The organism is Saccharopolyspora sp. 6V (assembly GCF_020176785.1).
Classification (GTDB): Bacteria; Actinomycetota; Actinomycetes; order Mycobacteriales; family Pseudonocardiaceae; genus Saccharopolyspora_C; species Saccharopolyspora_C gregorii.
This window is the reverse complement of record NZ_JAIUKB010000062.1, coordinates 21752-34857: the sequence shown is the minus strand read 5'-3', so window position 1 is coordinate 34857 and position 13106 is coordinate 21752. Positions and strand designations below refer to the sequence as shown.

At 73.4% G+C, this 13106-nt stretch carries 12 protein-coding genes; 9 read left to right on the top strand and 3 right to left on the bottom strand.

All coding sequences use genetic code 11. The features are described 5' to 3' along the window. Positions 1-2: 2 nt before the first annotated feature. Positions 3-1244 (bottom strand): ornithine--oxo-acid transaminase, encoded by a 1242-nt coding sequence (gene rocD, locus LCD35_RS13155; RefSeq protein WP_224977550.1) that lies wholly within the window; start codon positions 1242-1244, stop codon positions 3-5. 275 nt (positions 1245-1519) lie between these two features. Here rocD and LCD35_RS13150 point away from each other — a divergent pair, with 275 nt between their 5' ends. Then, on the top strand, positions 1520-2560 hold the full coding sequence (locus LCD35_RS13150; protein ID WP_224955448.1) for a lactonase family protein: 1041 nt from the start codon (positions 1520-1522) through the stop codon (positions 2558-2560). Positions 2561-2590: 30 nt separating this feature from the next. Here the strand turns inward: LCD35_RS13150 and LCD35_RS13145 are convergent, their stop codons facing one another. Then, entirely contained in the window at positions 2591-4198 is a 1608-nt protein-coding gene (locus LCD35_RS13145; protein WP_225044263.1) for a serine/threonine-protein kinase, read from the bottom strand. Positions 4199-4408: 210 nt separating this feature from the next. On the opposite strand from LCD35_RS13145, the gene LCD35_RS13140 reads away from it, so the two are divergent. Genes LCD35_RS13140 through LCD35_RS13130 form a run of 3 tightly spaced genes read left to right on the top strand, consistent with a single transcriptional unit; the run spans position 4409 to position 8017 of the window. Then, a complete protein-coding gene (locus tag LCD35_RS13140; RefSeq protein WP_224955450.1) occupies positions 4409-5944 on the top strand; it encodes a sugar ABC transporter ATP-binding protein in 1536 nt (511 codons plus the stop codon). Next, positions 5941-6990 (top strand): ABC transporter permease, encoded by a 1050-nt coding sequence (locus LCD35_RS13135; RefSeq protein WP_224955451.1) that lies wholly within the window; start codon positions 5941-5943, stop codon positions 6988-6990. Before LCD35_RS13140 ends, LCD35_RS13135 begins: the two co-directional genes overlap by 4 nt. A 25-nt stretch (positions 6991-7015) precedes the next feature. Beyond that, a complete protein-coding gene (locus LCD35_RS13130) occupies positions 7016-8017 on the top strand; it encodes a substrate-binding domain-containing protein (protein WP_224955452.1) in 1002 nt (333 codons plus the stop codon). 230 nt (positions 8018-8247) lie between these two features. Here the strand turns inward: LCD35_RS13130 and LCD35_RS13125 are convergent, their stop codons facing one another. Further along, a complete protein-coding gene (locus LCD35_RS13125; RefSeq protein WP_224977552.1) occupies positions 8248-8706 on the bottom strand; it encodes a peroxiredoxin in 459 nt (152 codons plus the stop codon). 158 nt (positions 8707-8864) lie between these two features. Between LCD35_RS13125 and LCD35_RS13120 the strand changes: the two genes are divergently transcribed. The 5 genes from LCD35_RS13120 to LCD35_RS13100 all read left to right on the top strand — a co-directional run bounded on the left by LCD35_RS13120 (position 8865) and on the right by LCD35_RS13100 (position 13098). Beyond that, the gene (locus LCD35_RS13120; protein ID WP_225044262.1) at positions 8865-9437 is read left to right on the top strand and encodes a type 1 glutamine amidotransferase domain-containing protein; all 573 of its coding nucleotides are present in this window, start codon (positions 8865-8867) and stop codon (positions 9435-9437) included. A gap of 25 nt (positions 9438-9462) precedes the next feature. Beyond that, the gene (locus LCD35_RS13115; protein WP_224955455.1) at positions 9463-10584 is read left to right on the top strand and encodes a hypothetical protein; all 1122 of its coding nucleotides are present in this window, start codon (positions 9463-9465) and stop codon (positions 10582-10584) included. Between the two features lie 10 nt (positions 10585-10594). Further along, positions 10595-10924 (top strand): DUF2795 domain-containing protein, encoded by a 330-nt coding sequence (locus LCD35_RS13110; protein ID WP_224955456.1) that lies wholly within the window; start codon positions 10595-10597, stop codon positions 10922-10924. A gap of 163 nt (positions 10925-11087) precedes the next feature. Further along, positions 11088-11993 (top strand): serine hydrolase, encoded by a 906-nt coding sequence (locus tag LCD35_RS13105; protein WP_224955457.1) that lies wholly within the window; start codon positions 11088-11090, stop codon positions 11991-11993. 91 nt (positions 11994-12084) lie between these two features. Then, positions 12085-13098, top strand: a complete 1014-nt coding sequence (locus tag LCD35_RS13100) for a LacI family DNA-binding transcriptional regulator (protein ID WP_224966453.1) — start codon at positions 12085-12087, stop codon at positions 13096-13098. Positions 13099-13106 lie beyond the last annotated feature (8 nt).

Here is a 13106-nt window from a genome sequence, read left to right as displayed (position 1 = left end):
GGTCAGCGGGCGAGGACGTCGGTGATGGCGTCGATGCCCTGGTCCAGCTCCTCGCGGGTGATGGTGAGCGGGGGTGCGACGCGCAGCGTGGTGTCCTGGGTCTCCTTGCACAGCACGCCGTTCGCGGCGAGCCGTTCGCTGACCTGGCGGCCGGTGGGCCCGCCGGGGGAGATCTCCACCCCGGCCCACAGCCCGCGCCCGCGGACCTCGGCGGCGCCGCGGCCGACGAGCTCGCCGAGCCGCGCGTGCAGGTGTGCGCCGAGCTCCCGGGACCGCGCCTGGTACTCGCCGGTCGCCAGCATCCGCACCACTTCGAGCCCGACGGCGCAGGCCAGCGGGTTCCCGCCGAACGTGGAGCCGTGCTCGCCGGGCCGCAGCACGCCCAGCACCTCGCGGCTGCCGACGACCGCGGAGACCGGCAGGATGCCGCCGCCGAGCGCCTTGCCGAGCGTGTACAGGTCGGCGCGCACCCCGTCGTGGTCGCAGGCCAGCAGTTCGCCGGTGCGGGCCAGGCCGGACTGGATCTCGTCGGCGACGAGCAGCACCCCGTGCTCGTCGCACAGCTCCCGCAGCCTGCGCAGGTAGCCGGCGGGCGGCACCACGACGCCCGCTTCGCCCTGCACCGGTTCGACGAGCACCGCCGCGGTGCGCTCGGTGATCGCCGCCGCGACCGCGTCCGCATCGCCGTAGGGGGTGATGGTGAACCCGGGCGTGAACGGCCCGAACCCGGCGCGCGCGGTGTCGTCGGTGGAGAACGACACGATCGTGGTGGTGCGGCCGTGGAAGTTGGACCCGGCGACGACGATCTCCGCGCGGTCCGCGGGCACGCCCTTGACCTGGTAGGCCCACTTCCGGGCGAGCTTGATGGCGGATTCGACGGCTTCGGCGCCGGAGTTCATCAGCAGCACCTGCTCGGTGCCGGCGAGCTCGGCCAGCTCGCGGCAGAACGGGCCGAACCGGTCGTGGTGGAACGCCCGGCTGGTCAGCGTGACGCGGCCCAGCTGCTCGGTGGCGGCGGCGACCAGCCGCGGATGCCGGTGCCCGAAGTTCAGCGCCGAGTACCCGGCGAGGAAGTCCAGGTGGCGGCGACCGTCCACATCGGTCATCCACGCCCCGTCCGCTTCGGCGATCACGACGGGCAGCGGGTGGTAGTTGTGCGCGCTGTAGGTCTCGTCCAGGCGCAGGTATTCGGCGGAACGGGTGGTCCCGGCCGGGCGCGTCGTCGCGGTCGAAGCGGAGGTCATGCTGCTCAGGCTAAGCGGCCCACGCCTTCGTTTCAGCCGTGAGCTGTTGCTTCTTTCGGCGGATCGTTGCGCGATCTGATCTTCGAACGCAACGTTCCGCCTCCACGGGCTCGGGACGGCCGGGGCTGTGCGTGGGCCGCCGCGCGCGCTACCGTCGGCGAGGTTCGGATGAACGGCGCGTGCGCCACCGGTGACTCGGCGTGCCCGGCGGGAGGTCGGTCCCGGAGCCGGGCGGGCGCGCGCCGTGCAGGTCGATGTCGGGTGGAGGTCGCTTCATGTCCGAGGACGCGCAGTACCGGGTGTACCTGGGGGCCTACACGGGCCCGGAATCGGCGGCGAACGGAATCCGGCTCGCGTTCGCCGACGACGCGGGTCGGCTGCGCTGCACCGACACCGTCGCCGACTCCTACGACCCGTCGTTCCTGGCGCTGTCCCCGGACGGCGGGACGTTGTTCGCGGTGAACGAGGTGGCGCGCGGCCGGGTGGTGTCGTTCCAGGTGGGGCCGGACGGCGGGCTCACCGAGATCAACTCGCAGCCCACGCACGGGTCAGCGCCGTGCCACTTGAGCGTGCACCCCGGCGGACGGTTCCTGCTCACGGCGAACTACCTGTCCGGCAACGTCGTCGTGCACCCGATCGGCGAGGGCGGGGTGCTGCGGGAGGCGTGCCACGTGGTGGACCACTCCGGCCAGGGCCCGGACAAGGACCGGCAGGAGGGGCCGCACGCGCACCAGATCGTGCCGTCCCCGGACGGCCGCTTCGCGCTGGCCGCCGACCTGGGCACCGACTCGGTGTACGTGTACGCGTTCGACGGGGACACCGGGCACCTGGTGCTCAAGCACGAGGTCGGCTGGGAGCCGGGGACGGGTCCGCGGCACCTGGCGTTCCACCCGGACGGCGAGCGCGGCTACCTGGTGGGGGAGCTGACCTCGACGATCACCGAGTTCACCTTCGACGCGGGGACCGGTGAGGTGCGGCCGGGCCGCGTGCTGCCGCTGCTGCCCGCGGATTTCACCGGGCGGAGCCTGGCCGCGGAGGTGGTGGTGTCGCCGGACGGGCGGTTCGTGTTCGCCTCGAACCGGGGGCACGACAGCATCGCGGTGTTCTCCGCCGAGGGGTTCGCGCAGCTGGGCGTGGTGCCTGCGGGGGTGCGCGGGCCGCGGCACGTCGCGCTGTCCCCGCGCGGGGACGTGCTGTACGCGGCGGGGGAGCTCAGCGACACCGTGCAGGCGTTCGCGGTCGCCGCGGACGGCGCGCTCACCCCGATCGGCGATCCCGTGCCGTCCCCGTCGCCGGTGTGCCTCCTGCCCGCCTGAGCCGCCGGGGGGCCGGGCCGGTCGCTCGGGTCAGACCATGCGGTTGTCGTAGGTGCCGCGGGCGTACTGCTGGAGGGCTTGCCGGATCCGGCGGCCTTCCTGCCTGCGGGTGAGGGGCCCGCCCGCGGAGCCGACCGGGTACACCCGCACGCCGCCGTGGTACGGCCGGGTCGGGTTCCAGATCCGCCAGCGGAGGGCGGGGCTGCCGGGGCGCGTCCACACGGTGACCGACTGGCCCTTGCCGGTGCCGACGACGGCGATGCGGCTGACGTGGCTCCACGGGATCTCGCGGGTCAGCAGCGGGGAGCGGGAGACCCGCAGCCCGTCGGCGCTGACCTTGAGCCGCAGCCCGGGCAGCAGTGCCTTGGCCAGGGACAACGCCCCGCTGATGGTCAGCAGCAGCATGCCGAAGCTGGTCAGCGCCCACAGCTCGTCGTCCGCGGTCGGGCCGATCTGCAGCACCAGGTGGATCAGCCCGAACATGAGGGCGGCGGAGACGAGCGCGCCGAGCCGCCCGCCGGTGGTGAACACCGGCCCCGGCCCGTCGGCGCGCACCCGGTCGACCGGCACGGCGGGCCGGGACGGCGCGATGCGCGCGGGGGCGGCGGTGCCCCGGCCCGCTTCGGGCTGCTGCGCGGTCGGCTTCGGCCGGGCCGGGATGATCGGTTTCGCCGGTGCGGCGGGGGCCGCGGACCAGTCGCCGCCACCGCGCTGCCGGGCGGGCCGGGGCGGTGCGGCGGACGGGGCCGATGGCGCTTCGGAGGACTGCTTGAGCTGCGAGGTGTGCTCGGTGATGACGGCGGTGATCTCGGCGGGCAGCCAGCTGTCGTTCTGCGGGGAGGCCTCGCCGACCTGGTCGAGCAGCTGCCCGGGGGTGGGCCGCGCGGCGGGGTCCTTGGCGAGGCAGCCGCCGATGAGCGGCCGCAGCCCGGGGGGCAGCGCGTCGAGGTCCGGTTCGTTGTGCACGACCCGGTACAGCATGGCGGCGGTGTTCTCGTTGCCGAACGGTCCGGCGCCGGTGGCGGCGAACATGAGCACCGCGCCGAGGGAGAACACGTCGCTGGGCGGTCCGACGTCGGTGCCGACGGTCTGCTCGGGGGAGAAGAAGCCGGGGGTGCCGAGGAAGATGCCGGTGGCGGTGAGCGCGCTGCTGCTCATGGCGCGGGAGATGCCGAAGTCGATGACCCGCGGGCCGTCCGGGCCGAGCAGCACGTTGCCGGGTTTGAGGTCGCGGTGCACGAGTCCGGCGCGGTGGATGGCGCCGAGCGCTTCGGCGAGTCCGGCGGCGAGCGAGCGCACGGTCTGCTCGGGCAGCGGTCCGTGGTCGGCGACGGCCCGGTGCAGGGTGGGGCCGGGCACGTACTCGGTGGCCAGCCACGGCTGGTCGGCTTCGGTGTCGGCGTCGATGACGGTGGCGGTCCAGAAGCCGCCGACGGAGCGGGCCATCTCGACTTCGCGGCGGAACCGCTCGCGGAACTCGCCGTCGTCGGCGAGTTCGGGGCGGACGATCTTGATCGCGACGCCGCGGCCGCCGCGGGACCGGGCCAAGTACACGGCGCCCATCGCGCCGCCGCCGATCCTGGCGAGCAGCCGGTAGTCCCCGACCCTGTTCGGTTCGCCGGCCAGCAGCGGCTGCACGTCTCGTCCCCCTCTTGGATTGCGGCGGTGCCATCCCCGAGCTTACGGAGGTGGTGGTTGCGTCGTTCGCGGATGCCGCCGCGGCCGTTCGCGTGCAACGATCGGTAATCGGTTACTCGGCTTCGCTGCGAGCCTTTCGGGCTCGTGATGTTGTGAGTATGCTCCGGCGCACCGCTGCGGCGGGCGATCGATGGTGATCGAGGAGGCGGCGTGTCGCAATCCTTGCAGTCCGGTTCGGATGATGCGGGATCGGTGCAAGCACCGGCGGTGGTCCGGCTTTCCGGGGTGGGCAAACGATTTCCCGGGGTCGTCGCGGTGTCCGATGTGGACTTGGAAGTGCTGGCCGGTGAGGTCCACGTGCTGGCCGGCGAGAACGGCGCGGGCAAGTCGACGTTGATGAAGCTCGTCGCGCAGGTGGAGCCGCCGAGCTCCGGCCGCATCGAGGTCGACGGCCGCCGGGTGAGCTACCAGGGGCCCGCGTCGGCGCGGCGGCTGGGCATCTCGATGGTGCACCAGGAATTCGCCCTCGCCCCGGACCTGTCGGTGGCGGAGAACCTGTTCATCGGGCACGAACCCGGCAGCGGCGGCCTCATCTCGCGCGCCGCGGAGCGCCGGGCGGCCCGCGACCTGCTCGCGCGGGTGGGCCTGGACGTCGACCCGGGGCGCCGCGTCGGCCGCCTGTCCACCGCCGAGCAGCAGCGGGTGGAGCTGGCGAAGGCGCTCGCGGTGGACGCGAAGCTGCTCATCCTCGACGAGCCGACCGCCACCCTGACCGAGCGGGAGACCGCGGAGCTGTTCGGCATCGTCCGCGAGCTCACCGCGCAGGGCATCGGCGTCCTCTACATCTCGCACCGGCTGGACGAGATCTTCGAGATCGGCGACCGGGTCACGGTGCTGCGCGACGGCGCCGTCGTCGCCACCCGGCCGGTCGCCGAGCTCGACGAGTCGCGGCTGGTGACGCTGATGGTGGGCCGCGACGTGCAGAACCTGTACCCGCGCACCTACAGCACCCCCGGCGACGTGCGGTTGCGGGTGCGCGGGCTCAGCCGCGGCGACGCGGTGCGGGACGCGAGCTTCGAGGTGCGGGCCGGGGAGATCGTCGGCATGGCCGGGCTGGTCGGCGCGGGCCGCACCGAACTGGCCCGCTCGGTGTTCGGCGCCGAACCGCCCGACGCGGGCGAGGTGTCGCTGGACGGGGCGAAGTTGAAGATCCGCGGCCCGGCGGACGCGATCGCCGCGGGCATCGGCTACCTCACCGAGAGCCGCAAGGCCGACGGGCTGGCGCTTCAGCTGGGCGTGGACAAGAACATCACGCTGGCGAAGCTGCCGATGGCCTCCGGCCTGATCGACCTGGGCGCCGAGCGGCGCATCGCCGAGCGGGAGCGCGACCGGCTGCGGATCCGGGTGCCGTGGGTCGGCAGGCCGGTGCAGGCGCTCTCCGGCGGCAACCAGCAGAAGGTGGTGCTGGCGCGCTGGTTGCAGACCGAAGCGGAGGTGCTGTTCTTCGACGAGCCGGGCCGCGGCATGGACGTGGGCGCGAAGTCGGAGATGTTCAGCCAGCTGGATTCGCTGGCCGCGCAGGGCAAGGCGATCGTGCTGATCTCCAGCTACCTGCCGGAGCTGCTGAACATGTGCGATCGGATCCTCGTGCTGCGCGAGGGCCGGATCACGGGTGAGGTCGAGCGCGCGGACTTCTCCGAGGAACGGATCGTCGCGCTCGCGACCGGAGCGAAGGAGGGCCAGTGAGCGAGCAGCCGGGCAAGGACGAAGGGGCCCCGCAGGACGGCGGCGCGACCGCGGTGGAGGCCGCCGCGGGCCGGCCCGGGCTGCTGGGCGGGCTGACCGACCGGATGCAGGGCGCGGTGTCGCAGGTCGCGGCCGCCGGCGCGCTGATCGTGGTGTTCGTGGCGCTGTCGATCGTGGCACCGTCGTTCCTGACCGCGGACAACCTGTTCAACCTGGGCTCGCAGACCTCGGTGAACGCGGTGATGGCGGTCGGCGTCACGCTGGTGATCATCACGGGCGGCATCGACCTGTCGGTCGGCTCGGTGGCGGCGTTGTCCGGGGTGCTGGGCGTGATGTTGATGGCGGACTTCGGGTTCCACCCGCTGCTGGGCATCCTCGGCGGCATCCTGGTGGGCGCGGCGGCGGGCCTGGTCAACGGACTGCTGGTGTCGACGGTGGGACTGCCGCCGTTCATCGCGACGCTGGGGATGCTGAGCGTGGCGCGCGGACTGGTGCTGATCGCGACGGGCGCGGTGGCCGTGTTCGGCGCGCCGGAGTCGTTCCGGCTGCTCGGGCAGGGGGTGCTGGGGCCGATCCCGGTGCCGGTGCTGCTGATCGTGCTGGTCGCGGTGGCCGGGCACCTGGTGCTGACGCGGACGCGCCTGGGCCGCTACGCGTACGTGATGGGCTCGAACATGGAGGCCGCGCGGCTGTCGGGCGTGCCGGTGCGCAAGCACACCACGTGGGTGTACGTGGTGGCGGGCAGCCTGGCCGGGCTGGGCGGCATGATCGCGGCCTCGCGGATCAACTCGGGGCAGCCGAACTTCGGCGAGGGCCTGGAGCTGGACGTGATCGCGGCGGTGGTGATCGGCGGGGCGAGTCTGTTCGGCGGGCGCGGCACGGTGCTCGGGTCGCTGATCGGCGCGTTCCTGGTGGCGGTGATCCGCAACGGGGCGGTGCAGCTCAACATCGGCACCTTCTACCAGAACGTGCTCATCGGCGTGATCATCTGGCTGGCGGTGTGGTGGGACTTCTACCAGCGCCGCAAGCTCGCCGGCGACGCGTGATCCGGGGACGAGGGAGTTCGCTGCGATGAAGAAGGTCCTTCCGCTGGTGTGCCTGGCGGTGCTGCTGCTGTCCTCGGCGTGTGGCCTGGAGATCCGCAGGCCCACGGGGACGAACGCGCAGCAGGGCGGCACGATCCGGTTGGCGGTGATCCCGAAGGCGATCGGCTTCGACTTCTGGGAGCAGGTGCGGGTCGGCGCCGAGTGCGCGGCCACCAAGCACCCGAACGTCAACGTGCACTGGGACGGCGTCACCTCGGAGGACGACGTGAGCGGGCAGCAGAGCCTGCTGCAGGACTCGCTGGCGCAGGGCGTGCAGGGCCTGGTGTTCGCGGCGACCGACGCGAAGGCGCTGGCGGAGGTCACGAAGTCCGCGCGGGAGCAGGGCACCACGGTGGTGAACATGGACTCGGGCACCAGTCCGCAGCCGCCGGAGGTGCCGGTGTTCGCCACCGACAACGTGGCGGCCGCCGAGGAGGGCACCCAGCTGCTGGCGGACCAGCTGGGCGGCCGCGGCGAGGTGGCGTTCATCGAGTTCCTGCCCGGCACCAGCACGAACGAGACGCGCGCGGAGGGCTTCGAGCGCGGGCTGGCGAAGAACCCGGGGCTGCGGCTGGTGGCGCGGCAGTCCTCGAACAGCGACTACAACACGGCGTTGCAGGTCACCCAGGACATCCTGACGGCGAACCCGGGCCTGAACGGGATCTACGCGGGCAACGAGCCGAGCGTGCTGGGCGCCGCGGAGGCGGTGCGGCAGGCGGGCAAGCAGGGCCAGATCAAGATCATCGGGTGGGACACCTCGGAGGGGCAGATCGAGTCGCTGCGCGACGGCGTGATCACCGGCCTGATCGCGCAGAACCCGTTCAAGATGGGCTTCGCGTCGGTGAACTCGGCGATCGAGCAGATCCGCGGCGAGCAGCGCGGCGCGCCGGAGACGAACACCGGCTCGTCGGTGGTGACGAAGGAGAACCTCGGCACCCCGGAGATCCAGAAACTCCTGAACCCTTCCTGCGCGGCTCCGCCGCGCTGAGGATTCCTTCCCATCGGTTGCTCGGGGGGCGGGTGGCGGAACCTCAGCGGGATTCTCGCTGCGGGATCGTTGTCACCGGTGGCTCCGCCACAGGCGACAACGCCGTCCTCGCGAGAATCCCGCTGAGAACCCGCGGCGGTGCCGGTGTCGTGGTCGCTGCTCAGCGGCTTCGCCGCTGACAGGACGCTGGCCGGAGCCTGGCGAGGTCGCCGGACCGCTCGGTTCGCAGGTCAGGCGCTGCGGTGCTCGCGGAGGAAGGCGAGCGCGGTGTCGGCGTGCGAGGCCATGTTGAACTCGCTGCGCACCACCTCCAGCACGGTGCGGTCCGGCCCGATCACGAAGGTGTGCCGCTTCACCGGAAGCGGACCGAACCGGCGCTTCACCCCGAACTGCCGCGCCACGACGCCTTCCCGGTCGGATAGCAGCGGGTACTCGAAGGAGTTCGTTCGCGCGAAGGTGGCCTGCTTGGCGACCGGGTCGGTGCTGATGCCGACGGGGTGCGCGCCGAGTTCGGCGAACTCCGCGGACAGGTCGCGAAAGTGGCAGCTCTCCGCCGTGCACCCGGAGGTCATCGCCGCCGGGTAGAAGAACAGGACCACGGTCCCGCCGTCGAGGAGTTCCGAGAGCTTGCGCTCGGTGCCGTGCTGGTCGGGCAGTGCGAAGTCGTCGACGGTGTCGCCTGGACGCATCGGGGGCTCCTTGATCGTGGCCGGCGAGGTCACCTTAAGCCCCCGGCACGCCGCCGCGGCAGACCTGTCCGTTTGCCGCCTCCGCGCGCCGGGTACGGCACGGCTGAGCGGCGAGGCGCGAACCGGCCCGCCGCGACGATCTGCAGGAGGTGTGCACGATGACCGCGAACCTGAACGGTGCCAAGGTCGCCTTCCTGGTGGCCCCGGACGGCATCGAGCAGGTGGAGCTGACCGAACCGTGGAAGGCCGTCGAGCAGGCGGGCGGCCAGCCGGAGCTGGTGTCCATCCAGCCCGGTTCGGTGCAGGGGCGCGACCACCTGGAGAAGGCCGACACGTTCACCGTGGACAAGGTCGTCACGGAGGTGTCGCCGGACGACTACGACGGCCTGGTGCTGCCGGGCGGCGTGGCCAACCCGGACGCGCTGCGGCAGGTGCCGAACGCGGTGCGCTTCACCGGCGAGTTCTTCGCGAGGCAGAAGCCGGTCGCCGCGATCTGCCACGCCCCGTGGCTGCTGGCCGAGGCGGACGTGGTGCGCGGCCGCAGGCTCACGTCCTACCCGAGCCTGCGCACGGACCTGCGCAACGCGGGCGCCGAGTGGGTGGACGAGGAAGTCGTCGTGGACTCGGGGCTGGTGACGAGCCGGAACCCGAACGACCTCCCCGCGTTCTGCGCGAAGGTCGTCGAAGAGGTCGCCGAGGGGAAGCACCGCGCCCAGGCGCGCAGCGCGTGATCGGGGTGGCAGAGCGGAGGAGTCGATGAAACTCGCGTTCCTGCAAGACGTCTACGGGTACCAGGGCCCGTTCGCGACGGTGTACCTGGACACCTCGGCGGACGCCGAGGACGCGGCGAAGGCGGTGCAGCTGCGGTGGCGTTCGGCCCGGGAGCAGCTGGCGGACGCGGGGGCGGACGAGGCGACGTTGCGCGCCTTGGACGAGACCGTGGACCGGCACGAGTACCGGATCGGCCGCCGCGGCCAGGTGCTGGTGGCGACCGCGGGCGAGGTGGTGTTCGGCGAGGAGCTGCCGACGCCGCCGGAGGACGCCTCCGACGACGAGAAGGTGCACTTCGGGACGTTGCCGCACCTGCTGCCGTACCTGCGGTTGCGGGCGTCGCGGATCCCGCACGTGGTGGCGCTGGTCGACCACGTCGACGCGGAGCTGACCGTGGTCGCGGCCGGTGCCGAACCCCGCACTCGGCGGGTGCAGGGCGGCGACCACCCGGTGCACAAGTCCCCGCCCGGCGCCGACGAGCTCAACGAGCAGCGCTTCCAGAACCGGGTCGAGGAGCAGTGGCTGCGCAACGCCAAGGAGGCGGCCGAGGAGATCGGCAAGCAGGCCATGCGGATCGGCGCCGAACTGGTCGTGCTCGCCGGTGATCCGCAGCAGCGGACGCTGGTGCACCAGAACCTGCCCGGCGGCGTCCGGGAGCGCACCGTGCAGACCGACGCGGGCCACCTGGACCGGGGCGCCTCCGCGGAAGGGCTCCGCGACGAGGTCGAGGACACGGTGGCGGCCGCCGTGTCGGCGCACGTGGACGAGGCGGTCCGCGAATTCGAGCAGCAGCGCGGCCGCGACGAGCGCGCCGCGGAGGGGTGGAGCGCGGTGCTCGCCGCCCTGCAGCGCGGCCAGGTGCGCACGGTGCTGTGGGGTTCCCCGGAGTCGCCGTCCTGGCTGCACGTCGGCCCGGTGCCGAACCAGGTGGCGCTGGACGCGCGGGAGCTCACCGACATGGGCGTGTCCAGCCCGGGCAGCGCGCCCGCCAGCGCGGCGGTCGTGTGGTCGGCGGCGGGCACCGATGCGGACCTGGTGCTGGTCGATCCGGACGAGGTGAAGCTGACCGACGGCATCGGCGCGGTGCTGCGCTACACCGACGCGTGAGAGGAGGAGCATGACGACGACGCGGGAAACGGTGAAGAAATCGCTGTCCACGATCGACTTCCCCGCGAGCAAGGAGGACCTGGTCGACTTCGCCCGGAACAACGGCGTGGACCAGGACACGGTGGACGCGCTGCGGGCGCTGCCGCTGGCCGACTACGACAACGTCGGCGAGGTGCTGCGCTCGGTGCCGCTGGACAAGGCCGACGAGGAGGGCCAGTCCGCCGCGGACAAGGCGGCGGAGGACCGGCAGCACGTCCGGCCCGGCCTGGCCGAGCACCAGCGCGAGACCCCGGCCAACCCGATCGCGGAGGAGCTCGGCGAGAACCGCAAGGGCGGCTGAACCCGGGCAACCACGACGATCGACCGAACGCCCCCGCCCGCAGCGGGGGCGTTCGCGCGCGCCGGGCCGAGTTCTGCGATCGAGCTCGGGACGGCGTTAGCGTGCTGGGGGCACGTCCGACGGCCCGGCCTTCCCGCCGGGCCTCGGAGGCATGGGGTCCCGCATGGATCGTTCCGATCGTCGGTTCCGGCGCGCGCTCGCGCTGCTCGGTTGTTCGCTGCTGCTGGCGGTGCCCATCGCCGGGTGCGGGGAGCCGGGCGGCCGCACCGCGCACGAGGAGTCCGGCCAGTGGTGGGTGTCGCGCGCCGGCTACCCGGATTCGCCGGCGCGTGCCCGGCCGGCCCCGAACCCGGCGGTGCGGACCGCGGTGCGGCAGGCCGACGACTACGCGGACCGGCTTTCCGGCAGCACGGTGGCGGTGGCGGTGCTGGACCGCGGGTCCGGCGCGGTCGTCGGCGGGGAGCACGCGGACGACGAGTTCACCACCGCCTCGGTGTCGAAGTTGTTCGTGGCGCTGGACGTGGTGGAGCGCCGCCGCGAGGGGTTGCCGGTGTCGTCCTCGGACGTGGAGCTGATCCGCCGGGCGCTGGCGCTCAGCGACGACGGGGCGATGAACGCGCTCTGGGACCGGTTCGACGGCGCGGGCGCCATCTCGCGGGTGGCGGTGCGCTACGGGCTCACCCGCACGCTGCCGCCGGCGGTGCCGGGGCGGTGGGGCGACACCCGGACGTCGGCGCGGGACGTGGCGGCGGTGTTGGCGCGGGTCCCGGCGCTGCCCGCCGCGGAGCGGGCGCTGGTGCTCGGCCCGCTGGACGAGGCGCCGCGGACCGCCGCCGAGGGCTTCGACCAGCAGTACGGGTTGAAGGCCGGGGCGCGGCGGGCGGCGGTGAAGGCGGGCTGGATGTGCTGCGCGGACGGCCGCCGCTCGGTGCACAGCGCGGGGCTGATCGGGCCGGACCGGCGCTACGCGGTGGCGGTGCTGTCCACCCAGCCGTCGTCGAAGAGCTACTCGCAGGCGTCGGAGGTGGTCACCGAGGCCGCGGCGCCGCTGCTCCGGCACCTCGGCTGAGCCCGCCCGACCGGGTCGTTCGCCTCGTGGGACTCGACGGCGGGTTTCGCTACGCTGGCGTCTCGCTGGACGGCTACGAGGGGACCCGCGGTTGAAACGGCCCACGATCATCGACATCGCGCGCCGGGTCGGCGTGTCGAAGGCGGCGGTGTCCTACGCCCTCAACGGCCGCGCCGGGGTTTCGGCGGCCACCCGGGAACGCATCCTCGACGTCGCCGCGCAGCTCGGCTGGGACGCGGCGGGGCCGGCGCGGACACCCGCCGCCGACCGCACCGGCACGATCGGCCTGGTGCTGGCCCGGCCGCCGCAGCAGATCCGCGCCGAGCCGTCGGTGGTGCACTGGATGGCCGGGCTGGAGGCGGCGCTGGCCGAGTACGGGCTGAGCCTGCACCTGGCGCTGCCGCCGGACGAGGAGGCCGAGCTCGGCACCTACCGGTCCTGGGCCGCCGAGCGCCGGGTGGACGGCGTGATCGTCACCGACCTGCGCACCGAGGACCCGCGCGTACCGCTGCTGCGGGAGCTGAAGCTGCCCGCGGTGGTGATCGGCGAGCACGAGCGGGTCGCGAACGTGGCGGTGCTGCGCTTCGCCGTCGCCGAGGAGGTCCGCGCCGTGGTGGCGCACCTGGCCGAGCTCGGTCACCGGCGGATCGGTCACGTGCAGGGCGGTGTCGACCTGGAGCACACCGAGCGCCGCAGCGCCCTGCTGCGCGCCGAGGTGCGGGAGCGGCTCGGCACCGACCTGGTGAAGGCGGAGGCGGCGGCCACCGAGGACGGCGGGGTGCGGGCCACCTGGCGACTTCTCGCCGCGGACCCGCCGCCGACGGCGATCGTCTACGACGATGACGTGACGGCGGTGGCCTCGGTCGCGCGCGCCGCCGAGCTCGACGTCCGGGTACCCGCCGACCTGGCGGTGCTGTCCTGGCAGGACTCGATGCTGTGCCGGGTGGTGACCCCGCCGGTGACGGCGCTGTCCCGGGACGTCGAGGACGACGCCGCCGCGGCGGTGCACCTGCTGCTGGAGCTGATCGAGACGGGGGCCGCCGACGACCTGGACGTGCCGCCGCGCGTGCTGATGCCGCGGGCGAGCACGGGCGGGGTGGGCTGAGCGCGCTC

Excerpts from the sequence above, each read along its gene's own strand:
- LCD35_RS13120 (WP_225044262.1), top strand. The coding sequence starts at position 8,865 with ATGACCGCGAACCTGAACGGTGCCAAGGTCGCCTTCCTGGTGGCCCCG.
- LCD35_RS13110 (WP_224955456.1), top strand. The coding sequence starts at position 10,595 with ATGACGACGACGCGGGAAACGGTGAAGAAATCGCTGTCCACGATCGAC.
- LCD35_RS13115 (WP_224955455.1), top strand. The coding sequence starts at position 9,463 with ATGAAACTCGCGTTCCTGCAAGACGTCTACGGGTACCAGGGCCCGTTC.
- rocD (WP_224977550.1), bottom strand. The coding sequence starts at position 1,244 with ATGACCTCCGCTTCGACCGCGACGACGCGCCCGGCCGGGACCACCCGT.
- LCD35_RS13150 (WP_224955448.1), top strand. The coding sequence starts at position 1,520 with ATGTCCGAGGACGCGCAGTACCGGGTGTACCTGGGGGCCTACACGGGC.
- LCD35_RS13105 (WP_224955457.1), top strand. The coding sequence starts at position 11,088 with ATGGATCGTTCCGATCGTCGGTTCCGGCGCGCGCTCGCGCTGCTCGGT.
- LCD35_RS13125 (WP_224977552.1), bottom strand. The coding sequence starts at position 8,706 with ATGCGTCCAGGCGACACCGTCGACGACTTCGCACTGCCCGACCAGCAC.
- LCD35_RS13130 (WP_224955452.1), top strand. The coding sequence starts at position 7,016 with ATGAAGAAGGTCCTTCCGCTGGTGTGCCTGGCGGTGCTGCTGCTGTCC.